This is a genomic window from Priestia sp. JV24 (genome assembly GCF_025910025.1).
Taxonomy (GTDB): domain Bacteria; phylum Bacillota; class Bacilli; order Bacillales; family Bacillaceae_H; genus Priestia; species Priestia megaterium.
The window spans coordinates 338493-362624 of the sequence record NZ_JAPCIN010000020.1; the positions used below are offsets into that span (position 1 = coordinate 338493).

Here is a 24132-nt window from a genome sequence, read left to right on the forward strand (position 1 = left end):
TGTCATTGATACAGAAATTTATTCCGTCGTTACGGGAGGAGAAAACATGGTTCTTACATCACCAATCGGTCGCCTGCGTTTAGTAGGAATTTTAGAAGGAATTTCATTTTTACTGCTGCTTGGCATTGCTATGCCGCTAAAATATGCAGCAGGCATACCAGAAGCTGTATCAGTTGTAGGCGCAGCACACGGTGCACTTTTTGTGCTGTACGCTCTTGCAGTAGTTCATGTAAAATTCGCGCATAAATGGTCAATCGGCCGCTCTTTATTTGCATTTCTTATGTCGGTTATTCCATTTGGTCCTTTTATTTTAGAGAGACAGCTGAAAAAAGAACAGTAAAAGAAAAGAACGTCATGGACATCATGTTTCCATGACGTTCTTTTTCCTTACTGTCCACCACTGTTTTCGCTAAAATGGTCAATCGTTTTCCACCACTTCAGTGAGTGAGGTTTTAATAGCATTCCAATTTCTTCTGGGCTAATTTGCTGATCTATAATCATTTCATGCATTGCTTGAAAGAGTCCCGTTGTAACAGCTTCTTTCACATCAGCTTCACCTTCTATATACAGCTGTTCAATCGCTTCAAATACGTCCGGTTCACGCTGGAGCTGGCCGTTATATTCAAGAGAGATTAAATGACCCGCAACACGGCTTAATTCATGCTGCAGCTCTTCTTTATCGTTGAGGTCCACTTCTTCGCTTGGCTCAAAAGATGGGCAAGCTTCTTTTAGTAATGGAATAACATTTTGTTTTGTAATCATATCTAAATTCCCTGCCTTTGCATGTGTGACGAATTCTCTATTTCTTTACCCTTTTCTCTTTTTCTATAAACTTGTTTTACAAAACTTTTCCGTTTTCTACAACTACTTTTCCTTTTTTCACTACGCAGTCAATATGATTTAAGCCATACTGATATTGAAGGGTTCGATAACTAGGGACATTAAAAATCGCTAAGTCAGCCTGTTTTCCGGCTTCAATACTCCCAATCTTATCTCCTTGATTAATAGCATGAGCTGCGTTAATAGTTGTGGCTACAAGCACTTCTTCAGGACTCATGTTCATATTCATACATGCCAGGTTCATCACAAATTGCTGTGAAGTCGTTGGAGACGAACCAGGATTGCAGTCTGTAGAAAGAGTAACCGGCACTCCTAAATCGATCATTTTTCTAGCATCTGGCCATTTCATTCCAACAAATAAGGAATTCCCCGGTAAAAGTGTCGCTACGATCCGCTTTTCAGCCAGTTTCTTTAATCCTTCATCAGAAGCATACAAAAGATAATCTGCTGATATCGCTCCTACCTCTGCTGCGAGCTCCGCTCCTCGGCAGTATTCAAAGGGGTCGGCATGTATTTTAGGAAGCATGCCATGGCTTTTCCCGGCTTCTAGTATTTCTTGACATTGTTTGAATGAAAAAGCATTTGGAAGACATACAGCATCATTAAATGCTGCAAGCTTATAAGAAGAAATTTGAGGAATCATTTCGTGAATAAGTAAACTGACGTATTTCTGCGTATCTTTTTTATATATAAGAGGTACGACGTGTGCGCCTAAAAAGGTACTTATTACATCAACTGCGTGCGTATCGTTCAGCATTTTAGCGATTTGCAGCTGCTTTAGTTCTGTTTCTAGTTCTAAGCCATACCCGCTTTTCACTTCTATAGTTGTGACTCCGTGAGCTAGAAAAGACGTAAGACGCTCATAGCTCTGCTGATAAATCCGGTACGCATACTCTTCCTGTGTTTGAACGACAGTGGAGTGAATACCTCCACCTTCTTCTAATAAATCCAAGTAAGAAGTTGGCCTTTCAAACCGCCTATAAAATTCTTCTTCACGCGAGCCAGCGTACACAGCGTGTGTATGGGGATCAATCAGACCCGGAGTCACAATTTTATGAGAAGCATCAATAATCGTTGCGTCATTTCTTTCCCTTTCATATTTTTGTTCTAGCTCTTTTGTTGTACCTACGGTCACAATTTGATCTCCTTCTATCCAGACTGAGCCATTTTCAATCACCGTTAAGTTTCTCATTTCTCTTCCAGCTAAAGGACCTTTATTTTCTTTGGCCGTTACAACTTGCGAAGCATTTTTAATCCATAGCGCTTTTTTTGACATCGTTGAATTTCCCCCTTTTCTAGCGTGTACCACGTTTTGGGGCCTCATGTTTACCGTAAACTCATTTAGATTCACCTACACATTTCGCACCTCTGCCTTCTTTCTTGTAGGTAGAAATTTGAAAAAGCATGTCCATGGTCTGAAAAGCGTGTTTTTAAGTCTTTAAAGCTAGATAACTTATAATTTTTTCAATTATATATGCTTTTAGACCCTTCTTTTCTCCGTTTTATTACTTATTAATTCTCGTTTTATCCAAATATATCCCTATATACTAAATCTTTTATCACATGTATTTTATAAATATCACGGCGATTTCCCCTCAACAGGATAAATAATAGATTTCTAGGAATAGAACGTTTATAATATTCTTTGAAGTTTTACTTTTAGAAAGATTCACTAATGGAGGAAGAAATATGATTGTCAACTATAAAAACCAAGCAACCGGTCATCGCATGAATAACGGCTGGAATCTTTTCTATGCGTCAAACTTAACGATGTGGCGCAAAGATGAAAAGTATTTGCTTTTAGATGAAAACCAAGATGTAGTGATGATCTTTGGCTTTAAAAAAGACGAAATCATTCTAGATAAATTGCAAACGTGGGGCTATACATTTGGTGTCCATCCAGAGAAAAAACAAATTTCCTGCTTGCAGCGTCAAGAAGAAATTGGTGAATAAAAAGAGGGCTGAATTTCTTCAGTCCTCTTTCTTATTAATGGGTTTGTTGAAACATAGCGCTCAGCTGTTTTTTTTCAGATGGTTTGACAACATAATACCATGTACCATCTACCATTTGTCCTTCTCCTTTTACGGTTACCGTTTCGAAATCAGGCCGGCCCTTCTTAATAACGTTATACATCGTAAATGCATCGCTGACATCAATATTCGTTCGAATATGCTTCTTTACAAGCGTGAGGAGACTTGGAATGTTTTTCACCGTTGACATGTTCATTCCTTTATCTAATAGAGCTTCCACTACTTGGCGCTGGCGATTATTTCTACCTAAATCTCCTTTTGGATCTTCGTGTCTCATCCGCACATAGGCAAGAGCTTTTTCGCCGTTCAACGCATTTTCTCCTTCAGGAAAGATAAATGAATCAAACACAAAAGGAAACGGGTTCTTAACGTATACTCCGCCAAGTTCATCTACTACATCTTTAAAGCCTTCCATATTTACTTTCACATAATAATCGACATCGATATCTAAGAAGTTCTCAACCGTGCGCACGGTTAAAGGAATGCCTCCGTATCGATAAGCATGATTAATTTTCTCATCCGGTCCTTTTCCATCAATGTGCACGCGCGTATCTCTAGGGATCGGCATAACTTTTGCTTTATTGTGGCTCGTATCTAAGTTGACCACCATTAATACATCTGAGCGGCCTGTATCTCCTGGCCTTTCATCTACGCCCATAACCAGTACATTAAACGAGTGAGGCTGCTCTTTAGCAGATGTTTCCTGTTGATAGGCAATTCCAAATCCAGCGGTTCCTAAAAGTAAAATACATGCCGCTAAGATCCCTATTTTGTATTTTTTCATTCATACGGTCTCCTTTACACGTCACTTACTCTCTATATGCCTTAATGAATGAAAATTTATACCTTTTTAGAGAAATTTAAGCACACGTCAAAAAAGCCTGCTTGTTGAGAAGCTGGCTTTTCACTAGTAGATTTTAGCTTGATTTTTGATGCACATCACGCTGTACCCATTCACTTTCTAACATACTCATTTCAATTAAGCTCCAGTACTGTCCATCTACAAGCCGGACATCTCGAAGAAGGCCTTCGCGTGTAAAGCCAATTCGTTCATAGGACTGAATCGCCCGCTCGTTAAAATCAAAGACGCCGAGCGAAATTCGGTGAAGACCCAGTTCTTCAAAACCGAAAGCTAACACTTTTTCAAACATGTGCGAGCAAAGCCCTTTTCCTCTATACTCTTCACCAAGCAGCACTCGGCCAATTCTTCCTGTTTTATGATAATAATCAATATGAGCAAGAGAAATATGCCCAATAAGCTGTTCATTTTCATCTATGACGGAAAAAGCATAGGTAGAAGCACCATCTTCATTTGCATATCGAATGTAGTGTTTTAACTGTCTAGGAGTAAGCGGAAAAGAAAAGCTAGAGCCGCTCCATTGCACCATAAATGACTCGGAGGGAATCCAATCCATTAGCTGTTTAAAGTCTTTTTTGGAGAACGGTCGTAGAGCTATCACATAATTCTCCCCCTTATTATTTCTGACTTTTCTAAATATATTACATTTATCATAATAAACTGTCAACTGTCTATGTAAAAAAAAGCCATCATTTCGATGACTTATAGCTGTAATGCTTTTCTGAGAAGAGTTAAATCATGAGTGAATTCAAAAAAATAGGTTCTATTTTCATTGTCAAATACCATCATGATTGGCTTTTGGTTCGGCTCAAGAACAAAAATAACTTCACTTGCCAGCGTGTTGACCGCACTATTTTCAATTTTTACGGCTGGATCAAGAGGTACTTTAACAAGATAGCCTTTTTTAGGAAGCGGACTTGCCTTTTTATATAAACCAGTAATGGACGCAATACTTTTTTCAGCTTCTTTTTGAACATTTGGAGGTTTGAGCGTTGAACGAACGACTCTGCCCGTTTCAATTTGAAATATCTCTACTTTTGGCTGTTCAGCATTTACTGCCTGCGGAAAAATAAAAGCAGCGAATACGACGCATACAGCCACCCATTTTCGTATCATTTTTAGCACCTCTTTCCATTCATTGTGGATGAGATGGAGATAAGAATGGTCGTCTCTTCTTATACTATGACCTATTTTTATGTATTTATTTCACTAAATGAATGCCTATACTTCCATGTTTTTGTCATGTTCTCAGAACTTCCTCTATACACTACTAATAAGGACACGCTGTATGAGGTGATAAGATGTCGTGGTTTGAAGCATTTATTTTGGGAATCATTCAAGGGCTTACAGAGTTTTTACCGATAAGCAGCACGGGGCATTTGTATTTAGGGCGCCACTTATTTGGCTTAGACGATGCAGGATTGTATCTAGATACGATGCTGCATATGGGCACTCTGCTTGCTGTATTTGTCTTTTATAAGCGTGAGCTATGGCATATTATTCGTCATCCCTTTAGCAAGCTTACAGGGCTTTTAGTGATGGGAACGATCCCTGCAGTTGCGATTGGTCTTTTGTTCAAAGACTATTTTGACAGTATTTCTAAATCTGGCTTAACGATCGGCTGGGAATTTCTTGCGACAGGACTGCTGTTATGGTTTGGTGATTCCGTAAAAAATGGCTATAAAAAAATGGATCATATTTCATACGGAGATGCCTTTTTTATCGGCTCGTTTCAAGCAGCTGCGATATTCCCTGCTGTATCTCGATCTGGTTTAACCATGGTAGCTGCGTTAATGCGAAAATTAGACCGTGAAACAGCCGCTTACTTTTCATTTTTATTGTCGACTCCCGCCATTTGCGGAGCGGTGTTACTTCAGTTAAAAGATGTAGTCACAGGTGAAGTCGAGCAGCTTTCCGTTTTCTTTTTATTCGTTGCCACCTTTTCATCTGCTTTATTTGGTTATGTAGCGGTAAAATGGATGATCAATTATTTAAAGCATCATTCATTAAAAACGTTTGCAATTTACGTTTGGATATTAGGTGCAGTCGTGCTGATTTGTCAGTTTACGGGGGTGTTTTAAGATGAAGATGAAAGTCCGGACGCTTTTTCTAGTATTGTTTTTTGCCGGCATTTTAGTCGTGACAAGCTATGTTGATAACAATTCCCAGCAGTCGTTTAACAGTCTATCTCACCTTTCACTTGATGGAGGAGCTGTTGAAACCTCTGCAGATGAAGACGAGGCGGAACAATTAAACATGTCGGTCAAAGAAGTTCATGTTAAAACAGAAAAAAGAGGCGGATACCGAATTGAAGTGTACGAACAAGTAAATGTTTATAGAGATGATAAAGGAAAAGTAGTAAAAAAAGTTCCCACGGGAGAATATCAAACGTTGAAATATAAACTGAATGAAAAAAAATAAACCACTTACCGAAGTAAGTGGTTTTATTTTTAATGGTTAAAGTGAGCTGCAAGAATCCACAGTGTACCAACAACGATACAAAGTGCAATAAAGAAACTGTAAAGAATATTTGCAACCTGTACTTTACCATTTTCACTTTCAGTCATGTGCATGAACATTACTAGCTGCATTGCTGCTTGTAATAACGCTAGGATCATGATAAGAGTCATCGTAATGCTTCTTGATAGATCAGCTAGCACTACTAAACCAAGCGCTGCGAATGTTAAGGCTAGTGAAAGGATAAGCCCAAATACATGACTAAGCGGAAAACCTGCTTTTTGGCCTTGTTTATTTTCCATGTCTTATCCCACCAATCCGTTCAAGTATACAAGCGTGAAGATGAAGATCCATACAACATCAAGGAAATGCCAGTATAAACCGATAATAAATACTTTACGAGCAGTAACTGGTGTTAATCCTCGTCTTACTAATTGAATAATAATACTGATTGCCCAGAATACACCGACTGTTACGTGAAGACCGTGCGTTCCAAGTAGTGTAAAGAACCCTGATAAGAAGGCACTTGTTTGCATTGTTGCACCTTCGTGAACTGCGTACATGTAAAACTCACGAATTTCGTAGAAAAGGAATCCTCCACCAAGAACAAGCGTAATCACGAACCAAACTAAAAGTCCTTTTAAATCATTATTACGCATTTTAAAGATGGCAATTCCCATCGTGAAACTACTGAATAGTAGTAACAGCGTTTCGATCATAAAATCTTTAACAACGAACAGTTCTTCTGCAGTAGGGCCACCCGCTGTACGCGTATGGTACGTTAAGTACGTTACGAACAGCGTAGAGAACAACGCGATCTCGGCACCTAAGAAAATCCAGAATCCAAGGATATTCAGGCGACTTTGTTCTTCTTGGTATTCTAACGGCAATGATTTATCTAAATGTCCTGCCATTATTTGTCACCCCCTGTAATTCCTTCAACCTTCTTGATTTCATCTACTTTTACATAGAAGCCCGGATCATAATCAAATGAACGAGCAAGCATACAAGCAAAAATACCTGCTAATCCAACAATTGCCATTGGAATCCATTCAAACACTAAGCCAAATCCACCGATAAACCAGAAAATACCTGAGATAAACGGCACACCAGAGTTGCTTGGTAAGTGAATTGGTTTTAAGTCTTCTGCTTTAATTTCTGTTTCATTACGTTTTTTCATGTGCCAGAATGCATCCATTTCTTTCACATGAGGAATTACTGCAAAGTTGTAAGCTTGAACTGGTGATTTAGTCCACCACTCAAGTGTACGACCATCCCAAGGATCGTTTGCAGTGTCGCGTTTGTTTTTCCATGCACTGTATAATAAGTTAACTACTAATACGAAGAAGCCAAGACCCATTAAGAATGCACCAATTGTTGAAACTAAGTTTAATCCGTTCCAGCCAAGGTTGTCTGCATAAGTTTGCATACGACGAGTCATACCGTCTAAACCTAGGAAGAATTGTGGGAAGAAACATACGTTAAATCCAACAACAAAAATCCAGAATGAAATTTTTCCTAATTTTTCGTTCAACGTGTGACCGAAAATCTTTGGATACCAGAAGTATAAACCTGCGAAACAGCCAAACACTGTACCAGAGATTAATACATAGTGGAAGTGAGCGATTAGGAAGTAACTGTTATGATATTGATAATCGGCTGATGCCATCGCAAGCATAACCCCTGTTACCCCACCGATTACGAAGTTTGGAATAAACGCTAATGACCAAAGCATCGCAGTCGTAAATTTGATACGGCCTTTATACATTGTAAAGAGCCAGTTAAAGATTTTAACTCCAGTTGGTACGGCGATTAACATCGTTGTAATTGAGAAGAACGAGTTAACTGACGGTGAGTTACCCATTGTAAAGAAGTGATGCACCCATACAAGGTAACTTAAGAATGCGATACCGACCATTGATACAACCATTGCTTTATAACCGAATAAGTTCTTACGAGAATGTGTACTGATAACTTCTGAGAAGACACCGAATACCGGTAAAATAACGATATATACTTCAGGGTGACCCCAAATCCAGAATAAGTTAGCCCACATCATTGGAAGACCGCCGTTAGCCATTGTAAAGAAGGCTGTTCCGAATACACGGTCAAGTGTCATAAGTGCAAGCGCTACTGTTAATACAGGGAACGCGAAAATAATAATAATTGATGTGATGAAGATTGACCAAGTAAACATTGGCATTTTCATCATTGTCATGCCAGGGGCACGCATTTTTAAGATTGTTACAAAGAAGTTGATACCAGTCATTAATGTACCAGCACCAGCAATCTGTAGTGAAACGGCATAGAAGTTATTTCCGATACCTTCACTGAATTCTTTACCTGCAAGCGGGAAGTAACTTGTCCAACCTGCATCAGGAGCTCCTCCGATTACGAAAGAAAGGTTAAATAGCATTGCTCCCATAAAGAATGTCCAGAAACTAATTGCGTTTAGGAACGGATATGCTACGTCACGCGCACCAATTTGTAATGGAACGATTACGTTCATTAGTCCGATAATAAATGGCATTGCCATGAATAAGATCATGATAACACCGTGAGCCGTGAAGACTCCGTTGTAGTGATGTTCATCTAAAATATTCATACCCGGGAATGCAAGCTGCATACGCATCATGATTCCATCGATTCCGCCGCGGAAAAGCATTAATACAGCTGAAAGGATGTACATGACACCGAGTCTTTTATGGTCAACTGTTGTTAACCATTCTGTCCATAACCATTTCCATTTCTTGAAATATGTTAAGACAAAAACGATACCGATGACCGTCATAGCGATTGCTGCGTCAGCAGCGTAAATCATAGGTTCGCCAGTGACGAAAAATTCATCTAGCTTCATTATGTCTTCCCCCAATCATTACGTTATTTAGTGTAATAAATGAATGTTATTCATGATTTGAGTGATCCATGTTTTCCATTTCTTCATTACTCGTTTTTTCGTCTTCTTTCATCTTGCTGTGATCATGTCCTGTACCACGTTCTAGCTCTTTGCCAGGAATGTATACATCTTTTGCATGGTCAATCCATTTTAAATGTGTACCGTTGTAAGTTTGACGACCAACAACGCCTGGGCTTAGGATTTGATCATATTTCTTTTCAGTCAGTTTACCAGCTGTACCTTTTACATCACTAACCCACTCTTTGAAGTCTTTGTCCGTTTGAGCTTGAACTTCGAACTGCATTTGAGTGAAATGTTCACCCGAGAAGTTAGCACTACGTCCCATATAAGAACCAGGCTTATCAGCTTCTAAGTATAATGGCATTGACATATTGTTCATCGAATATTTTTGTCCGCCAAGTTCTGGTACCCAGAATGAGTTCATAGGTCCTTGAGCCGTTAACTCAAATTTCACTGGCGTATCTGCTGGAATGTTTACATAGTTAACCGTCTCGATATTTTGTTCCGGATAGCTGAAAATCCATTTCCAGTTTGCAGATGTAACGTGAATCACGATTGGATCTTTATCCTTTGATTCTGCCGGTACTTCTTCTGCAGAGTAGATCGCTTTAACAGTTGGCACTGCTAATAGAATTAAGATGATGATTGGGAAAGCTGTCCAAATAACCTCCATCTTTAAGTTACCTTCTTGCTCAGGTGGCTCATAGTCCATGTTTTCAGGTTTTTCACGATATTTGACAAGAACAAATATAAAAATAGCAAATACGACAACAACCACGATCAACATCATCCACATAGACCAAATGATTAAATCAGATTGCGTTTTTGCAACAGGACCTTGCGGGTTCAATACAGCAAGTTTTGAACAACCGCTCAAAAATACTAGTGAAAGCGCAGATAGTAAACCTACTAGCTTCCAAAATCCTTTTTTTGGTTTCACTTAAAACTCTCCTTTCTAACAACACATGATGCGAAGCCTATATTGATGAACATTCAAAATGCGCTATCTTTCGCTAGATAACGACATTTTTATACAGACTCTCTTCCCCCTTATTTGTAGGCCACTACTATTGTAATACAAAATGACATTTTTTTCGTCCCTTTTGCTTTATTTTTTTATATTAAAAATATTCTAATATAGTGACTGTACCAATGGGGTTAGAGTGCTTCAACCTTGCGATATTCTATCACATAATTTGGTATGAATAAATGTAAATAAAAGGATTCAGCTCCCATTTCTTAACTATTTCTTTAGGAATAACTGCAAAATTAGCTTTGCATGTTTGCTTCAACATTGATATATCAATACACATCGACATAATTGAATATTTTGTGACAAATTTTCAAAGAAAATGTGACGTCCTGTATGAAACTTATTTTGCCCGTTAATTCCCTTTTATTTTGTAGCAAATATTTGATTTTTTTGCTTAAAATTCTTTCTTTCGAAAATATGAACAAAACGTGAATTTTTTTAAAAAGCTTTTTATTACAGAAAAAAGCTGCGTGTTACTCACGCAGCTCTTGATCCATAAATTCTTTAACCGTGATATCATCCCCTGCTTTATCCAGCAGCGTTGTCGTTGCTGGAAACGGATGTTTAATATGACTCGGTATTTTTTCATACAGCACAAAATAATCACTTTTTGGAACCGCGGCATCAATTGTATACGTATCGTGCACTAAAGCCGCCTTTACTCGCTCAATTTGTTTACTTCTATTTGTTCCTGTAAACAGCGCATATGTCCCTTTATTTGTATGGATATCATCATAATCCACTAAATTGCTCATTTTGGTACTGACTTCAATACGCAGGCGTTTGTTCCATCCTTGCTTCAATACGGCCATTCCTTCTTTATCACCAGGTATGGAGAATAAGGCTATGTATGTATTAGAGTGATCAACCCGTTTAAAATCTTGCAGCGTAATCCTTGCAGAACCATCAATACTTTCTTTATGCTCCCAATTTCGCAAATGCTGCTGCACACTTGCCGCATTGTTTTCAATCGGATATCGAATCATTTCATACGCAACAATTACAACCGCTATACAAATGAACAGAAATAGCAACCGCTTTATCTTTCGCACATCTATTCACCTTCCTTAGCTTACTCCCCTTTTATGTAATTGCCTAAATTATAACTTCCTATTAAACCTCTGTCTATGCACTAGGAGAACTACGTTTTTTTTTACCACAAAAGGGATTTTTCAAACCTTTTGTCATAAAAATACGCTAAAAGACTCAGTAGCTGTTGAACCAAAAGAAACCGATCCCTGCCCCCCTTCTCATCTTCATAACAAAAAAAGATACCCGTTTTGACACAGGTATCTTTCAGCTTATATATCACAGCTTTCCAAAAGGAAACCCTATAAAGGGTCATTTGCTGTTCTTTTTATTACACACATCTTTCCGCACACATGTATCCCTTGACCTGGTACCCATGTTTTTTGAGCTGACGAATGCTTAAATTTCGGGAAATGCTGTCAGGAACAATTACGACCACTTCTTTATATGGAATTTCCTCATGCTGTCTCTCTAAATAAGGAAGCGGAATATGGATTGCTTTTTGACAGGGGTTTTGTTTCATTTCATGAAAATGACGAACATCTACATACGAAATTGTTGTAGAAGCACAGTCGACGGTCGTCACTTTCTTTATTCCCTGCACCGGCACATAGCGTTTATAAAAACTGTAACACATTAATAAAAGTAAAATACCTATGCTCATATATAGTATCGCCATGTTTTCCTCCCAATTAATTTCTATACCCCTGTATGTATACTATATTCGAAAGAAAGAATCAACACAGAAGCACTCTATCTCATTTCTCTCTGAAAGAAAAATGGTCTTTTTACACTTTATTATGAAACCACAATAAAGTGACGAAATCAATCATTATTTATTTTGATTTTTCGAAAGATTTAAATACTAGTAAACAGATCGTTTTTTCTTATTATAATGAAGAAACGCAGAATTTTTATTTTCATTTCCTCTTTTCTTTCCCGTTAAAACTGAGGTTCGCTTATGAGTAATACAATACATTAGAACCAATGTTGCACAAACGTTAGAAAAATGATTCTAAAAATGAAGGATGCGAGATAGGATAGTATGAACACGTGAAGGGAGAGATATGATGTTTGATTTGTACTATGTTGTATTATTTACAGATCAAGGTGAGGTAGCAGGCACCTGCCCCATCTATATAAGTCCCGAAGAAGACGTTGAAAAAGAACTGTTAAAAAATATCACTTTGCATAAACAAAGGCTGCAGTCAAAAAAAGAAAAAGTGTTTTATTTTGACCAGGATAAAGAGGATATGACAGATTTATCAGATCACTATGCGCATATCCTGACATTTGCTAACAACGACAGCCAAATTGCAAAATGGCTGGAAGAAGCACATGAAAAACTGTGCAAAACCGGTGAACTTTTTGTGGAGAATGGTTATTTTCAGCGTGCTTTTATGCATTACATTAATCAAAAAAGCAATGTTTTAGAGAATTACTCGTACGAAGTTTGTGAAAAATCAGTAAAGTTCATATATCAAGCAAGAGACTATATTGTAATTGGATCAGAAAAATACGAGTTAACTTAATGCAAAAAAAAGGAAAGCTTCAGTTTCAGAAGCTTTCCTTTTTTAATCAATCTCCATCAAGATTTGCCCGACAATTATTATGAGATAAAGATGCATTTTGTGCCTGATGCTGCTTTTGCTCCCTCTGCATTGTCATATCTGTTTGTTTCGTTCTTCCTTTAGCGATGTGTTTAGTTTTATTTCCTTGGTTTAATGTCATGTTCATTCCCCTTTCTGGTGGATATAGTGTATGAGAATAACTCACACGCCATAAGAGGAAATGATATGAAAAAGCCCCTCTTAAATTGAGTGAGCTTTCTGCCTAAAACTGCTTTTCCTTTTATTGCTGAATCCGCATGAAAGGATATTCTCTATTTTAAACGTTCGTTTCTCGTTCCTTAGTAAGCACCAAGCTTTTACGCTCTGAGGATAAATTTTATACACAATAATAAATCGCTGTGTCAAACATCCTTTATCGTCCATATAAATAATTTCAACAGGTCGTTTTGAAGAGTAGCTTTCTTGAAGTAGCTGTCGCATAGAATTCGCTCCTTTAATTTTTAGTTTACCGAACATATGTTCTTTTTTCAAGTGTTTTAAACTGAATAATTCTTTAGCTTTTACAGCTTAAAACGGGGAAAAGCATGGGGAAAATAATAAAAATCATACAAATATTAGGTAATTGTGATATGGTAAAAGGGATTACTTAAGTTGGGAGAGGTGCATGATGGAAAGTAACATACTTAAATGGATCCCCGTTCCTTACTTTCAATTAAATCAAGAAGGTGAAATTCTTCATTTTTCTAGTCAAGCACATTCTTATTTTTCTTCAGTCTCCAGTCTGTGGAGCATTATTCATAAAGACGACCGGAAACAAGCAATGTGGATGCTGTCACAGCACTCCTCATCTAACCCCATCATCAGGCATTTGCGTTTAAGAACGACCGATGATACATTTGTGAATTTTAAATGCACGATTCATTGGAAAAATGGTGTAGGGCATTTAGTATGTACCGAAAAGAAGAATGTCAAGGATCCGTTAGATGTTGTATTATCTGCTCAATCCTATTTAGAAAACTCGGACAAACGATTAAAAGAGTCGGACAAGGTGTTAAATAATTCAGCAGATTTATTATTTAACCGATTAAAACGCTAATTAAGTAAACAAAGTCTAAGCTATATTTCATTATTTCTATCATTTTTAAAATCATTAAAAGGCTACCTACAGGGGTGGCTTTTTGTTTTGTTCTGCCTGTAAAGTCATTCTCTTTTCGCCCGCACCATTTAGTACAGAGTACATACACTAATAGGCATACTTTCTATATTTATGTTTTGCTCAGAAAAAAATTCCGAATACTCAATAAATGTTTGAACATTTTTTAAAATTGACATATATTATAAACAAACAATCATTTGAATGTTTGAATGAAGGAGGAAATCATGCCAAAAGACCGCTGTGATATTTATTGTTTTAATGAAGAAAAAGTAAATCGTATTAAGCCTACTATCGATGCCGAAGCTGTTCAAGGTGTTTCTGCCCTGTTCAAAGCGTTAGGAGATGAAACGAGGCTTAAAATTGTCTTGGCTCTGTATAAAGGCGAGGAATTATGTGTATGTGACGTAGCCAATATAGTAGGCTCTACGGTTGCTACTGCTTCTCACCATTTAAGACTGCTGCGTAATATAGGAATTGCCAATTATCGCAAAGAAGGAAAGTTAGCTTTTTATTCTTTAAGGGATGCACATATTAAACAAGTAATTGATATCATGTTTGCTAAAAAAGAAGACGTAACCATTTAAGTTTTTCTTACCGTATAGGGAGTGGGACACAATGAAACACGAAGATAAAAAAAGTCATCAGCATACCGGAAGCTGCTGCAGCGGATCTTCTTCAGCAGAAATTGAAAGCAAGACCTGCTGCTCCTCTTCTTCAGAAGCCGCATCTACTGAAGAGCCTTCTTCCTGTGGCACAAAGAGTCATGAACACAGTCATAGCTGTTGTTCAGATGCGATTGCGTTAACGACCGATAAAAGCCAGCATTCTTGCTGCAGTGATCACGATATAGTACCAGGCGACAGTGACATAGAAGAAACGGCTGAATACCGCGTATATGGAATGGATTGCCCTTCCTGCGCCGCGACGATTGAAAAAAGTTTAAAAACATTAAACGATATTCAACACGTAACTCTCAACTATAATACAGGAAAGCTCCAGGTAGCGGCGACAAGTGAGTCAGCTCTGTCACTCATTCCAAGCTCAGTAGAAAAACTAGGGTTTAACATTGAGGCTATCCAATCAAATAAAAAAATGAAAACGTATTTGATTGAAGGAATGGACTGCGCGGCTTGTGCGAACACGATTGTGAATCATTTAAAAACAGTTCCTGCTGTCAAAGATGTACGCGTTAACTTTTCAACGGGAAAAGCACAAATTGAGCACGATAACGAAGCCGATGACATTATTAAAGAAGTATCTAAAGCTGGGTATACCGCTACTTTAGTAACTAGCAGCAGGCAGTCTGCTGAGTCGCGGCACCATAAAGGGCAAAATGGACCGATTGTTTTCTCGGGTATTTTCATCGCATTAGGTTTTATCGGTTCTCATACAGGAATTGCTTCTTATATGATAACTGTACTCTACGCTATTGCCATGATTGTCAGCGGATATAAGCCGGCTAAAAGTGCTTATTACGGAATTAAAAGCCGTTCTTTAGACATGAATGTTTTAATGACCGTTGCAGCACTTGGAGCAGCTGTTATTGGTGAATGGCTTGAAGGTGCTACGGTCGTTTGGCTATTTGCTTTAGGTGTTGCTCTGCAAACAAGGTCGATTGAACAAACAAGAAACTCGATACGAGGTTTGATGGACTTAGCTCCTTCTGAAGCATGGGTGAAAGAAAACGGCCAGCTGATTAAAAAAGCAGCGGGAGATATTTCAATCGGCACTACGATTGTCGTAAAGCCAGGAGACCGAATTCCGCTAGATGGTGAAATTATAAACGGCGAATCCAGTATTAACCAAGCCCCTATTACAGGTGAATCTATTCCAGTTGATAAAGTAATCGGTGATGCTGTTTATGCAGGCACCATTAACGAAAGCGGATCGTTAGAAATTAAGGTAACAAAGCTAGTGGAAGATACGACGATTTCTAAAATTATTCATTTAGTGGAAGAAGCACAGGAGAAAAAAGCGCCTACTCAAGCATTTGTTGATAAATTTGCAACCATTTACACGCCTATCGTCTTTATTTTAGCTTTATTCATTATGGTCATCCCTCCCCTGTTTGATGGTGCATGGAGTGAGTGGTTTTACAAGGGGCTTGAATTATTAGTTGTGGCTTGTCCATGTGCGCTAGTCATTTCTACTCCCGTCGCCATTGTATCTGCGATTGGAAATGCGGCGAAAAATGGCGTGCTCATTAAAGGCGGGACGTTTTTAGAAAAAGCTGGTGCAATCAATGCGATTGCTTTTGATAAAACAGGAACGCTAACAGAAGGCAAACCAGCCGTTTCAGAGGTTGTTTCCCTTGCTGCTGAAGAAAATCAGCTTTTAGCGATAACAAAAACGCTTGAAGACTATTCGAATCACCCCATTGCCCGTGCTATCGTGGATTATGCAGAGGAGAAAAAAGTCGGTTCTTTACAAGGATCAAATTTTAAAATCCTTACAGGAAAAGGCGTGCAGGCAACAATTCAAGAAACGGTTTATTACGCAGGTAACGCAAAATTATTCTCAGATTTAGAAATACCTCTATCCCACTGCTGGTCTCATATTGAAAAGCTTCAAAACGAAGGTAAAACAATTATTATTGTCGGAACAGCTAAAAGTGTTCTAGGTATTATTAGCGTAGCTGATACCATCAGACATACAACCGTATCTGCTTTAGAAAGCCTCAAACAAAACGGTATGCAGCAAATTGTGATGTTAACCGGTGATAACGAAGGAACAGCTAAAATGATTGCTTCTCAGTCTCGGATAGACCGCTATTTCGCCGATTTGATGCCTGAAGACAAAGTGAAAGCCATACAGCAGCTTCAAGATGAAGGCTATCAAACGGCTATGGTTGGAGATGGGATTAATGATGCCCCTGCTCTAGCTACTGCTGATCTTGGCATTGCAATGGGCGGTGCTGGTACTGACACGGCCATGGAAACAGCTGATATTGTTCTCATGGCAGACAATTTAGAAAAGCTTCCTCATACGATGAAGCTAAGCCGTAAAGCGTTAGCTGTTATCAAACAAAACATTTGGTTTTCTATTATTGTTAAAGTCATTGCCTTAGCTTTTATCTTTCCAGGGTGGCTTACTCTGTGGATTGCCGTCTTAAGCGATACAGGAGCAGCGCTACTTGTTATTTTAAACAGTCTTCGCTTACTCAAAATGAAAAATTAAATGTAATCCATAAGCTTTCCAGCAGGCGTTGGAAAGCTTATTCTCTAGGAGGGTTTACGTGAATAACCGCTGGAATCAATTTATTTATAAATGTTGGGCTCCTTTTTACGATGCGTTTTTTAATAACGGGATGTTTTATCGAGCCAGAAAAAAAGTCTTTCAAGACGTCCACTTTTCATCTGAACAGCGCATTTTATTTGTAGGTGTTGGAACGGGTGCAGATTTAGCTTTTATTCCTCATGAAGTAAATGTAACAGCCATCGACTATTCCAGTGAAATGCTTCAAAAAGCAAAAGATAAATACAAAAATCCATCTATAACCTTTCACCAAATGGACGCTCAGCAGCTAACATTCGACTCTTTTTCGTTTGATGTAGTTGTAGCAAGCTTAATTCTTAGCGTAGTACCTGATGCGGAGCAAGCTTTAAAAGAAATGACAAGAGTAGTAAAGCCTAAGGGAACTATCCTGATTTTTGATAAATTTGAAACTAAAAAGAAATCAGCGGCTTTTCCTAAAAAAATATTCCGCCCTTTCGTAAAATTACTAGGAACGGATATTGGACTCTCTTTTGAATATGTGTTTGAAGCAAGCCGGGATCAGCTTATCTTGAAGGAGAATTCAAGCGTCATGTTGAAAGGTATGTATCGGAAAATTATTTTGCAGAAAGTTGATGAATGACTTCAAAGACGAATGATGGATGTACATATTATTGTCTAGCTTTAATTGAAGAAAGGATGAACATTTTGATGATAAAATCAAAGGTCATAACAGTTGTCCTTGCAGCAAGCATGGTCTCCGGCTGCGAAAACGAAAGTAAAGAAAGTTCAGGCAACAAACGTACAGAAGCAACACAACATGAAGAACATCAGCAGCACACATTAGGTGATAAACGAGAAGAAACAAAAAATAGTGAAACTCTTCCCTCTTTTCTAAGTGACAAGCCCGAAGACATGCAGCTTATTTATGCAGCCGCTGCTAAGCATCAAACCTTACTAGAAAACATTCCTTGCTACTGCGGATGTGGAGAAGAAGCTAATCATCAAAACAACTACGACTGTTTTATCTTTGAAAACAAAGAAAACGGCGCAGTGACATGGGATGATCACGGAACAAAATGCGGTGTCTGTTTAGAAATAGCCGCTCAAGCTGTAGTAGACTACAGCAAAGGCAAAAGCATTGAAGACATTCGTCAAGAAATCGATGATAAATATAAGGAAGGCTATGCCACGCCTACGCCTACGCCAGAAGTATGATGCTTCAGTATAAAAATCAGTAAAAGACTTTGATTTCTTTATTCAAAGTCTTTTTTGTCATTTTATTATTAGTTGATAAAACCTTATTTGACCTCACCTTTTTAAGTCCTTCTAAAACGCCATAATATAAAAATAACACATTTGGACGTTTATTTACTGAACCCTCAGGGAATATGCTTTCTAACACCCAAATATAACCATGAGAGGAGAAAAAAACTATGAGTAATTCTGTAGAAACAAATCATTCAGCAAAAGTTGAAGGAGCAATTAATTCTATGAGCGAGGAGAAAAAAGAGGATATTCTCTCTAGCTTCGAAGGATTTAAAAGTTATCTAGGGGACAAGGTCTCAAAAGGTGAAAAGTTAGGGATGAACGAAGAACAGCTGGCTAAAACCGCTCAGAAAGTAGCTGATTACCTTGCTAAGCATGAAGAGCCGCGCAATCGAGAGGAAAACCTGCTTCACGAACTGTGGAAGGTTGGAGACAAAGAACAGCAGCATCATCTTGCCCATATGCTTGTAAGATTGGTTCAATAAATAAAAAAGATGACACGCTGCCGTGTCATCTTTTTTATTTACAGATATTAAACAGCTGGAATGATAATTTGCTGGCCAATTTGTAATTTTGCAGGATCTACGCCGGGGTTTGCATCCTGCAGCTGCTGAACGGTCATGCTATATTTTTTCGCAATGCTATAGAACGTATCTCCTGCTTGTACAGTATACGTAGTGACAGGAAGAACAATTTGCTGACCAATTTGCAGTTTTGCAGGATCTACGCCAGGGTTTGCATCTTGCAGCTGCTGAACGGTGATATTATACTTCTTTGCAATGCTATAAAATGTGTCTCCAGATTGAATGGTATAGAATGTAACTTGATTAGAAGGTAAGTTTAAATACTTAGCAATTCCACGCGCGTGCGCTTCTCCCACTTCCCGAAGAAACGTAGCGTTTTTTAATTTTTCAGCGTCGGCTGTCGTATCGATAAACAAGTTTTCTGTTAAAACAGCTGGCATATTTGTTTCACGCAGTACAGCGTAATTAGCCGTTTTTAAACCGCGATCTGCAATCGTTCCAAATTTCCGCATGATTGTTAAAATTTCCGTGTGCAGCTCTTTTTGTAAAAGAGAAGATTGACTTCCCTCTTGTGATGGATACCGATACGTTTCAAATCCAGTACCGCTGCCAGCATTAATGTGCATAGAAACAAAAATATCCGCTCCCCATGCATTAGCCCGGTTCGCTCGATCTGATAATGAAACAAACACATCGGTTGAACGAGTTACTTGCACATCTACGGAATAGTTATGTTCTAAATACGCCCGCGCGTGTAGTACAAGCTGCAGCGTAATATCTTTCTCACGCAAATTATTTCCTAAAGCGCCTGAATCTGTACCGCCGTGTCCTGCATCTAGCCATACTTTTTTCATGTGAACCTTTCCTTTCAATCATAATATGAAAGAACTTGTGATTAACACCGGCTTTGCCTGATGTTTTATCTCTCATTCTATATATATATGTGATTGGACAAGAAGGGTTCGCCCCCTTAAAACATTCAAAAAAATTCACACAAGAAAGCAGGATTTTGCTAGGTATTCTCCGCTGTTTTAAAGCACAAAATAAAGACGGATAAATGAGCTAGCGTGAATCTCGTTACTCCGCTGTTGATTTCTGTGCAAGACTTCGCTTTCCGCGGGAGTCTTCGCCTTGCCCTCCAATCACCAGCTAGAAGCAACTGCATACATGAAACTTACTTTTACCATAGACATAAAAAAATCCGAGCGAATTGGATTTATCGTTCGGATCTCCCTTTAACTAACGTCCACGCCTTTTAATGGAGATAAAAGCAGGTTCGCCATCTTATCTTCTGCTATTTCTCACTAAAAGCAATTTTTAAGCCAATAAGCGTAAAGATAGAGCCTTGCACGAGATTAAGCCGCTTAGACAGAGCTGGAGATTTTCGCAAAAACTCTCCTACTTTCCCTGCAAATAGACTAATTAACGTAAAAATAATCAGCGCTTGAACTAAAAATACGGCGCCATAAACAAGCATTTGCTGTGTGGCGTGTCCGGTTGAATGATTAACAAACTGAGGTAAAAGAGCAAGAAAAAAGAGCGAAACTTTTGGATTTAGCAGATTCATAATCACTCCTTTTTTATATAGCGCCTTGTACTCAACGGCTTCTTTGTTGTCAACAGCGAGAGCGGAATCTTTTGCTGTAAACGTCTTATAAGCCAGATATAATAAATAAGCTGCTCCAGCGTATTTTACAATAGCAAACGCTAAAGCCGATTGATAGATAACAGCCGATAGACCCAATGTTGCTGCAGCTATATGACCAAGCAAGCCCGTACAAAGCCCTAATGAAGTCGAGATTCCTGCATATCTACCGTTTGATATGCTTTGTGCTAAAACAAATAAGTTATCAGGTCCAGGCATAACCGTAAGCAAAGCGGCTACGCCTAAAAAAGAAGTGATTGATACGATATCCATAAGTCGTTCTCCCCCTGCATGATTTTGCCCACCATTATAGCATTTTTTACTATCTAGTATTCAAAAAAAATAAAATCCATTCCTAAAAAAGCAGCCTCAACTATTCAGGCTGCTTTTTTACTACTTATTTAATTTGTTTTTCTATGATCTGTTCTTTAGCTGAGGCAGTCTGTGCTTCCGCTGCTTTCATTTCATTATTAACATTGATTGCTTCTTTTAAATACTCAGTTTTGTATCCGCTTTTAAGTGCCCAAGCATAAAAGAAAAGTGCAACAATTGCAATAAGACCCATATCCCAGCCGTATTTAATAATATTGAGTCCCCCGAACTTTTCACTTCCTATCCAAGAGATTGTCATCATACATAATAAGTAGACAATCATCCAAACGCCGGCTCGGAAGTTTTGACCAAAGCCTTTCCATTTTGATTTTGCTTGGTAATAAAAATAAATTGGCAAACCAATTAAAATAATAAATAATACCTGTCCAGTTAACGGCCATCTTGCCCAGTAAAGAGTAAGTGAAGCAAAAATAAATCCAAGAGGCGCTATTACGTTTAACCCTTTTATACGTAAAGGTCTATAAAGATCGGTCCCTGTTTTCCTTAACGTCATAGCGGTAATAGGACCGGTAAGATATGAAATTAACGTAGCTACAGAAATAATTTCGGCTAAAATTCCCCAGCCTCTAAATAAAAATAAAAAGATGAATGAGACAAATAAATTAAAGAACATGGCTTGACGAGGAACTCCATAAAGCGGATGAACTCGTCCCAGTATATTCGGCAAATATTTATTTTTTTCCATACCATAAATCATGCGTGACGTGGTAGCTGTATACGTAATACCTGTTCCTGATGGCGATACAAAAGCATCGGCATATAACACAATAACAAGCCAGTTAATATTTAACGCAATCGCTAGATCGGCAAACGGGGAATTAAAGTTAAGATGACTCCATCCTTTTACGATTTCTGAAGGATTTACCGCTCCAATAAACGCAATTTGAAGCAATACATAGATCACGGTTGCAATTAAAATTGAGCCTACTACTGCAATCGGAATAGAGCGAGCTGGATTTTTTGCTTCTCCCGCCATATTAATAGGGCTTTGAAAACCGTTAAAAGCAAACACAATCCCAGACGTAGCAACCGCTGTCAAAACGCTTGCCCATCCATTTGGAGCAACGCCTCCTGCAGAGGAGAAGTTTCCTCCGTGAAACCCTGCAAATAAAAGAGCACCAATTGTAAGCCCCGGAATTACAATCTTAAAAACAGTAATAAGTGAATTAGCCTTCGAAAATAAGCCTACGGTCCAATAATTCAGAAGAAAATAAATGATTAATAGTCCTGTAGCAATAGCCAAGCCTTTTCCAGTAAGAATCCCGTTTTCTACTAAACTGCCTGTCCATTTCGCCCACTCCCACGGCCATGAACTCATATACTGAACAGAAGCAACCGCTTCAACAGGGATAACCGATACGATTGCAATCCAGTTTGCCCAAGCCGCAATAAAGCCAAGAAATGATCCGTGCGAGTATTGCGTATATTTAACCATACCTCCTGCTTCTGGAAACATCGATCCTAGTTCACTGTAAGAAAGAGCTATAAATAAAATAACAACCATTCCAATAATCCAAGAAGCAATTGCTGCGGGGCCTGCAATTTGAGCAGCTCTCCATGCCCCAAACAGCCATCCTGATCCAATAATAGATCCAAGACCAACCATCATGAGAGAAAACGTTCCCATTTTTCTATGTAAGTTATTCATGTATCTAACACCTTTCTTCTATATTTTCTGAGAAGTGAGTTATTAAGCGCTTTCATTAAATTTAAAAAATAAAATTCATGTTGAACTTTAAAAATGCTGCTTAAAAATACTATCCAAAAACTTTTCCATTCATTTACGCGTCCCCTTTCTTCATTTATTATTTGTTATTATATCATCATCAAGTTAAAAAGTACGCGTTTTGAATAAAAAATATTTTTATTTTTAGAATTTTGTGCGTTTTTTCAATTAAAAGTGCGCGATTTGAACACTAACATTCATAAAAGCTGCCTTTCCATTAAAGTGATATACAAACGATCTTGCTGCGATAACCAGAAAAAAGGCAGGATAAAATGAGCGCTTCATTTTATCCTGCCTTTTTAAGTTATTTCACAACTGCTAATACCGTTTCTTTAAAGCTATTATAAACATGCGACCAAAGAGCTGGTTCTTCTTTATATCTTGTTCGTAACGAAGAAAAAACTTCTTTTTGTTTTTCTTCAAACGAAGGATCTTCTTTTGAAGGAAGCGTGGCCCGAAGCTCATCGACGATTTGCTGAACTTCGGGAGCACGGGGGCCCCACTTCCCAAGTAGCGTCCCTTCATTATTAAAAATTAAAATAATCGGAATGGCACGTCCTCCGTTTGTTAAGTGACGGTCAATTAATTCGGTGTCCGCATCTCGCAGTGCAACGCGCACATCGATACCGGCAGCTTCAGCTACTTTACGAATGATTGGGTTAATCATCATCGCATCTCCGCACCAATCTTCAGTAATCGCTAAGAAATGAAGCTTGTGAGCCTTTAATTTGTCAGCCAGTCCATCTTTAGGAAGCTGAAATTGTTCATAAACAGCTAAACTTTCCTCTTTTAATGTACTCATGTCGTTCATATATGTTTGAATTGATTTTCCCTCTTCAAAATACTGCTGTTCTGTTTTCATCAAAATCCCTCTTTCTTTTTTGTATACGAATAGATGAGATGTAAAAATTCGGTTTACTCTTTTCTACACGCACTACTAGTATAGCTTTTAAGCACAGTGAATCAAAATATAAAAGTCAGAGCGTTTTTTAGCCTGCGACAGGATTTACAAAACTTCGATTTAAAAACAGCACATTGAGATGTTATAAAAAAAGAGAATGGGGTACATGTACACTATCAATGTAACAAATTTTAAATCTTTGTGAATATTTGAGAATGTTTATTGTGTAACCGTCATCTTTTGATTATGATAATGATATGTTAGCTACTTGACTAAATATGGAGGATGAGGCAAATATGAATCAATCCCCGCATGAAAAGCGAAAAAAACGCAAACAGTTTGTAGAACGTTTAAGGCTAAAAGGAATCAAAATAGAGCTGACAAAACCGCGCTCTCACTTTTCTTCACTATCCTTATTAAAATCATAACTCGTAACCACCTTTTTCTAAAGCGGAACGGTATCGAATTTCAACTATCTATGCTAAGGCTTACATATCATTTCAAAAAGAACAGCTTCAAAGTGCTGTTCTTTTTTGATACCTTTTTATATTTCTGCCTCTGTTAAAAA

The 24132-nt window shown here is 38.2% G+C and carries 29 protein-coding genes; 12 read left to right on the forward strand and 17 right to left on the reverse strand.

Going from position 1 to position 24132, the window contains the following annotated elements:
- The first annotated feature begins 46 nt into the window (after positions 1 to 46).
- Positions 47 to 340 carry a DUF3817 domain-containing protein gene (locus OK414_RS16805; RefSeq protein ID WP_013083888.1) on the forward strand — a complete coding sequence of 98 codons (294 nt, stop codon included), beginning with the start codon at positions 47 to 49 and terminating at the stop codon, positions 338 to 340.
- A 47-nt stretch (positions 341 to 387) separates the two neighbouring features.
- Here OK414_RS16805 and OK414_RS16810 read toward each other — a convergent pair whose 3' ends face one another.
- Positions 388 to 762: a hypothetical protein gene (locus OK414_RS16810; protein WP_034650672.1), complete on the reverse strand. Its 375-nt coding sequence runs from the start codon at positions 760 to 762 to the stop codon at positions 388 to 390.
- 76 nt (positions 763 to 838) lie between these two features.
- Positions 839 to 2116 (reverse strand): imidazolonepropionase, encoded by a 1278-nt coding sequence (gene hutI, locus OK414_RS16815; RefSeq protein ID WP_216875482.1) that lies wholly within the window; start codon positions 2114 to 2116, stop codon positions 839 to 841.
- Positions 2117 to 2529: 413 nt separating this feature from the next.
- Here hutI and OK414_RS16820 point away from each other — a divergent pair, with 413 nt between their 5' ends.
- Positions 2530 to 2793: a hypothetical protein gene (locus OK414_RS16820; RefSeq protein WP_013057818.1), complete on the forward strand. Its 264-nt coding sequence runs from the start codon at positions 2530 to 2532 to the stop codon at positions 2791 to 2793.
- 34 nt (positions 2794 to 2827) lie between these two features.
- Here the strand turns inward: OK414_RS16820 and OK414_RS16825 are convergent, their stop codons facing one another.
- From OK414_RS16825 to OK414_RS16835, 3 genes are all read right to left on the reverse strand, one after another.
- Entirely contained in the window at positions 2828 to 3655 is an 828-nt protein-coding gene (locus OK414_RS16825) for an LCP family protein (protein WP_034650667.1), read from the reverse strand.
- Between the two features lie 133 nt (positions 3656 to 3788).
- Complete coding sequence (locus tag OK414_RS16830; RefSeq protein ID WP_263045230.1) at positions 3789 to 4331, reverse strand: GNAT family N-acetyltransferase; 543 nt, start codon at positions 4329 to 4331, stop codon at positions 3789 to 3791.
- 101 nt (positions 4332 to 4432) lie between these two features.
- Positions 4433 to 4846: a hypothetical protein gene (locus OK414_RS16835; protein WP_047933177.1), complete on the reverse strand. Its 414-nt coding sequence runs from the start codon at positions 4844 to 4846 to the stop codon at positions 4433 to 4435.
- 185 nt (positions 4847 to 5031) lie between these two features.
- On the opposite strand from OK414_RS16835, the gene OK414_RS16840 reads away from it, so the two are divergent.
- Entirely contained in the window at positions 5032 to 5811 is a 780-nt protein-coding gene (locus tag OK414_RS16840; protein ID WP_047933178.1) for an undecaprenyl-diphosphate phosphatase, read from the forward strand.
- A 1-nt stretch (position 5812) separates the two neighbouring features.
- Positions 5813 to 6151 (forward strand): hypothetical protein, encoded by a 339-nt coding sequence (locus tag OK414_RS16845; RefSeq protein ID WP_013083895.1) that lies wholly within the window; start codon positions 5813 to 5815, stop codon positions 6149 to 6151.
- Between the two features lie 29 nt (positions 6152 to 6180).
- On the opposite strand, the gene qoxD is transcribed toward OK414_RS16845, so the two are convergent.
- From qoxD to OK414_RS16875, 6 genes are all read right to left on the reverse strand, one after another.
- Positions 6181 to 6489: a cytochrome aa3 quinol oxidase subunit IV gene (gene qoxD, locus OK414_RS16850; RefSeq protein ID WP_013057824.1), complete on the reverse strand. Its 309-nt coding sequence runs from the start codon at positions 6487 to 6489 to the stop codon at positions 6181 to 6183.
- Between the two features lie 3 nt (positions 6490 to 6492).
- A complete protein-coding gene (gene qoxC / locus OK414_RS16855) occupies positions 6493 to 7101 on the reverse strand; it encodes a cytochrome aa3 quinol oxidase subunit III (protein ID WP_013057825.1) in 609 nt (202 codons plus the stop codon).
- Positions 7101 to 9044, reverse strand: coding sequence for a cytochrome aa3 quinol oxidase subunit I (qoxB, locus tag OK414_RS16860; protein WP_013083896.1), 1944 nt, complete (start codon positions 9042 to 9044; stop codon positions 7101 to 7103). Before qoxB ends, qoxC begins: the two co-directional genes overlap by 1 nt.
- A gap of 46 nt (positions 9045 to 9090) precedes the next feature.
- Positions 9091 to 10044 (reverse strand): cytochrome aa3 quinol oxidase subunit II, encoded by a 954-nt coding sequence (gene qoxA, locus OK414_RS16865; protein ID WP_013057827.1) that lies wholly within the window; start codon positions 10042 to 10044, stop codon positions 9091 to 9093.
- A gap of 566 nt (positions 10045 to 10610) precedes the next feature.
- Complete coding sequence (locus OK414_RS16870; protein WP_013057828.1) at positions 10611 to 11189, reverse strand: hypothetical protein; 579 nt, start codon at positions 11187 to 11189, stop codon at positions 10611 to 10613.
- Positions 11190 to 11497: 308 nt separating this feature from the next.
- Complete coding sequence (locus OK414_RS16875; protein WP_013083897.1) at positions 11498 to 11845, reverse strand: hypothetical protein; 348 nt, start codon at positions 11843 to 11845, stop codon at positions 11498 to 11500.
- A 388-nt stretch (positions 11846 to 12233) separates the two neighbouring features.
- On the opposite strand from OK414_RS16875, the gene OK414_RS16880 reads away from it, so the two are divergent.
- Positions 12234 to 12698 carry a hypothetical protein gene (locus OK414_RS16880; protein ID WP_236702274.1) on the forward strand — a complete coding sequence of 155 codons (465 nt, stop codon included), beginning with the start codon at positions 12234 to 12236 and terminating at the stop codon, positions 12696 to 12698.
- A gap of 46 nt (positions 12699 to 12744) precedes the next feature.
- Here the strand turns inward: OK414_RS16880 and OK414_RS16885 are convergent, their stop codons facing one another.
- Entirely contained in the window at positions 12745 to 12897 is a 153-nt protein-coding gene (locus tag OK414_RS16885; RefSeq protein WP_162837692.1) for a hypothetical protein, read from the reverse strand.
- An 80-nt stretch (positions 12898 to 12977) separates the two neighbouring features.
- A complete protein-coding gene (locus OK414_RS16890) occupies positions 12978 to 13217 on the reverse strand; it encodes a hypothetical protein (RefSeq protein WP_025751108.1) in 240 nt (79 codons plus the stop codon).
- Positions 13218 to 13401: 184 nt separating this feature from the next.
- Between OK414_RS16890 and OK414_RS16895 the strand changes: the two genes are divergently transcribed.
- The 6 genes from OK414_RS16895 to OK414_RS16920 all read left to right on the forward strand — a co-directional run bounded on the left by OK414_RS16895 (position 13402) and on the right by OK414_RS16920 (position 18860).
- Positions 13402 to 13833 (forward strand): PAS domain-containing protein, encoded by a 432-nt coding sequence (locus tag OK414_RS16895; RefSeq protein ID WP_026106639.1) that lies wholly within the window; start codon positions 13402 to 13404, stop codon positions 13831 to 13833.
- A 284-nt stretch (positions 13834 to 14117) separates the two neighbouring features.
- The gene (locus OK414_RS16900; protein WP_263045231.1) at positions 14118 to 14477 is read left to right on the forward strand and encodes an ArsR/SmtB family transcription factor; all 360 of its coding nucleotides are present in this window, start codon (positions 14118 to 14120) and stop codon (positions 14475 to 14477) included.
- Between the two features lie 31 nt (positions 14478 to 14508).
- Positions 14509 to 17070: a heavy metal translocating P-type ATPase gene (locus OK414_RS16905; RefSeq protein WP_034650653.1), complete on the forward strand. Its 2562-nt coding sequence runs from the start codon at positions 14509 to 14511 to the stop codon at positions 17068 to 17070.
- Positions 17071 to 17128: 58 nt separating this feature from the next.
- Positions 17129 to 17749: a class I SAM-dependent methyltransferase gene (locus OK414_RS16910; protein WP_095379274.1), complete on the forward strand. Its 621-nt coding sequence runs from the start codon at positions 17129 to 17131 to the stop codon at positions 17747 to 17749.
- 68 nt (positions 17750 to 17817) lie between these two features.
- Positions 17818 to 18324: a PCYCGC motif-containing (lipo)protein gene (locus OK414_RS16915; protein ID WP_034650650.1), complete on the forward strand. Its 507-nt coding sequence runs from the start codon at positions 17818 to 17820 to the stop codon at positions 18322 to 18324.
- A gap of 218 nt (positions 18325 to 18542) precedes the next feature.
- On the forward strand, positions 18543 to 18860 hold the full coding sequence (locus tag OK414_RS16920) for a DUF3243 domain-containing protein (protein WP_013083905.1): 318 nt from the start codon (positions 18543 to 18545) through the stop codon (positions 18858 to 18860).
- Positions 18861 to 18907: 47 nt separating this feature from the next.
- Here the strand turns inward: OK414_RS16920 and OK414_RS16925 are convergent, their stop codons facing one another.
- The 4 genes from OK414_RS16925 to OK414_RS16940 all read right to left on the reverse strand — a co-directional run bounded on the left by OK414_RS16925 (position 18908) and on the right by OK414_RS16940 (position 23525).
- Positions 18908 to 19753, reverse strand: coding sequence for an N-acetylmuramoyl-L-alanine amidase (locus OK414_RS16925; protein WP_016764798.1), 846 nt, complete (start codon positions 19751 to 19753; stop codon positions 18908 to 18910).
- 440 nt (positions 19754 to 20193) lie between these two features.
- On the reverse strand, positions 20194 to 20817 hold the full coding sequence (locus tag OK414_RS16930) for a LysE family translocator (protein ID WP_016764799.1): 624 nt from the start codon (positions 20815 to 20817) through the stop codon (positions 20194 to 20196).
- A gap of 124 nt (positions 20818 to 20941) precedes the next feature.
- A complete protein-coding gene (locus tag OK414_RS16935; RefSeq protein ID WP_016764800.1) occupies positions 20942 to 22585 on the reverse strand; it encodes an APC family permease in 1644 nt (547 codons plus the stop codon).
- Between the two features lie 382 nt (positions 22586 to 22967).
- The gene (locus OK414_RS16940) at positions 22968 to 23525 is read right to left on the reverse strand and encodes a thioredoxin family protein (RefSeq protein ID WP_026106641.1); all 558 of its coding nucleotides are present in this window, start codon (positions 23523 to 23525) and stop codon (positions 22968 to 22970) included.
- Between the two features lie 335 nt (positions 23526 to 23860).
- On the opposite strand from OK414_RS16940, the gene OK414_RS16945 reads away from it, so the two are divergent.
- Complete coding sequence (locus tag OK414_RS16945; RefSeq protein WP_013057845.1) at positions 23861 to 23992, forward strand: hypothetical protein; 132 nt, start codon at positions 23861 to 23863, stop codon at positions 23990 to 23992.
- Positions 23993 to 24132 lie beyond the last annotated feature (140 nt).

Coding starts and splice junctions, on each gene's coding strand:
- OK414_RS16805 (WP_013083888.1), top strand. CDS start 47: ATGGTTCTTACATCACCAATCGGTCGCCTGCGTTTAGTAGGAATTTTA.
- OK414_RS16810 (WP_034650672.1), bottom strand. CDS start 762: ATGATTACAAAACAAAATGTTATTCCATTACTAAAAGAAGCTTGCCCA.
- hutI (WP_216875482.1), bottom strand. CDS start 2,116: ATGTCAAAAAAAGCGCTATGGATTAAAAATGCTTCGCAAGTTGTAACG.
- OK414_RS16820 (WP_013057818.1), top strand. CDS start 2,530: ATGATTGTCAACTATAAAAACCAAGCAACCGGTCATCGCATGAATAAC.
- OK414_RS16825 (WP_034650667.1), bottom strand. CDS start 3,655: ATGAAAAAATACAAAATAGGGATCTTAGCGGCATGTATTTTACTTTTA.
- OK414_RS16835 (WP_047933177.1), bottom strand. CDS start 4,846: ATGATACGAAAATGGGTGGCTGTATGCGTCGTATTCGCTGCTTTTATT.
- OK414_RS16840 (WP_047933178.1), top strand. CDS start 5,032: ATGTCGTGGTTTGAAGCATTTATTTTGGGAATCATTCAAGGGCTTACA.
- OK414_RS16845 (WP_013083895.1), top strand. CDS start 5,813: ATGAAGATGAAAGTCCGGACGCTTTTTCTAGTATTGTTTTTTGCCGGC.
- qoxD (WP_013057824.1), bottom strand. CDS start 6,489: ATGGAAAATAAACAAGGCCAAAAAGCAGGTTTTCCGCTTAGTCATGTA.
- qoxC (WP_013057825.1), bottom strand. CDS start 7,101: ATGGCAGGACATTTAGATAAATCATTGCCGTTAGAATACCAAGAAGAA.
- qoxB (WP_013083896.1), bottom strand. CDS start 9,044: ATGAAGCTAGATGAATTTTTCGTCACTGGCGAACCTATGATTTACGCT.
- OK414_RS16875 (WP_013083897.1), bottom strand. CDS start 11,845: ATGGCGATACTATATATGAGCATAGGTATTTTACTTTTATTAATGTGT.
- OK414_RS16880 (WP_236702274.1), top strand. CDS start 12,234: ATGATGTTTGATTTGTACTATGTTGTATTATTTACAGATCAAGGTGAG.
- OK414_RS16885 (WP_162837692.1), bottom strand. CDS start 12,897: ATGACATTAAACCAAGGAAATAAAACTAAACACATCGCTAAAGGAAGA.
- OK414_RS16890 (WP_025751108.1), bottom strand. CDS start 13,217: ATGCGACAGCTACTTCAAGAAAGCTACTCTTCAAAACGACCTGTTGAA.
- OK414_RS16895 (WP_026106639.1), top strand. CDS start 13,402: ATGATGGAAAGTAACATACTTAAATGGATCCCCGTTCCTTACTTTCAA.
- OK414_RS16900 (WP_263045231.1), top strand. CDS start 14,118: ATGCCAAAAGACCGCTGTGATATTTATTGTTTTAATGAAGAAAAAGTA.
- OK414_RS16905 (WP_034650653.1), top strand. CDS start 14,509: ATGAAACACGAAGATAAAAAAAGTCATCAGCATACCGGAAGCTGCTGC.
- OK414_RS16915 (WP_034650650.1), top strand. CDS start 17,818: ATGATAAAATCAAAGGTCATAACAGTTGTCCTTGCAGCAAGCATGGTC.
- OK414_RS16920 (WP_013083905.1), top strand. CDS start 18,543: ATGAGTAATTCTGTAGAAACAAATCATTCAGCAAAAGTTGAAGGAGCA.
- OK414_RS16925 (WP_016764798.1), bottom strand. CDS start 19,753: ATGAAAAAAGTATGGCTAGATGCAGGACACGGCGGTACAGATTCAGGC.
- OK414_RS16930 (WP_016764799.1), bottom strand. CDS start 20,817: ATGGATATCGTATCAATCACTTCTTTTTTAGGCGTAGCCGCTTTGCTT.
- OK414_RS16935 (WP_016764800.1), bottom strand. CDS start 22,585: ATGAATAACTTACATAGAAAAATGGGAACGTTTTCTCTCATGATGGTT.
- OK414_RS16940 (WP_026106641.1), bottom strand. CDS start 23,525: ATGAAAACAGAACAGCAGTATTTTGAAGAGGGAAAATCAATTCAAACA.
- OK414_RS16945 (WP_013057845.1), top strand. CDS start 23,861: ATGAATCAATCCCCGCATGAAAAGCGAAAAAAACGCAAACAGTTTGTA.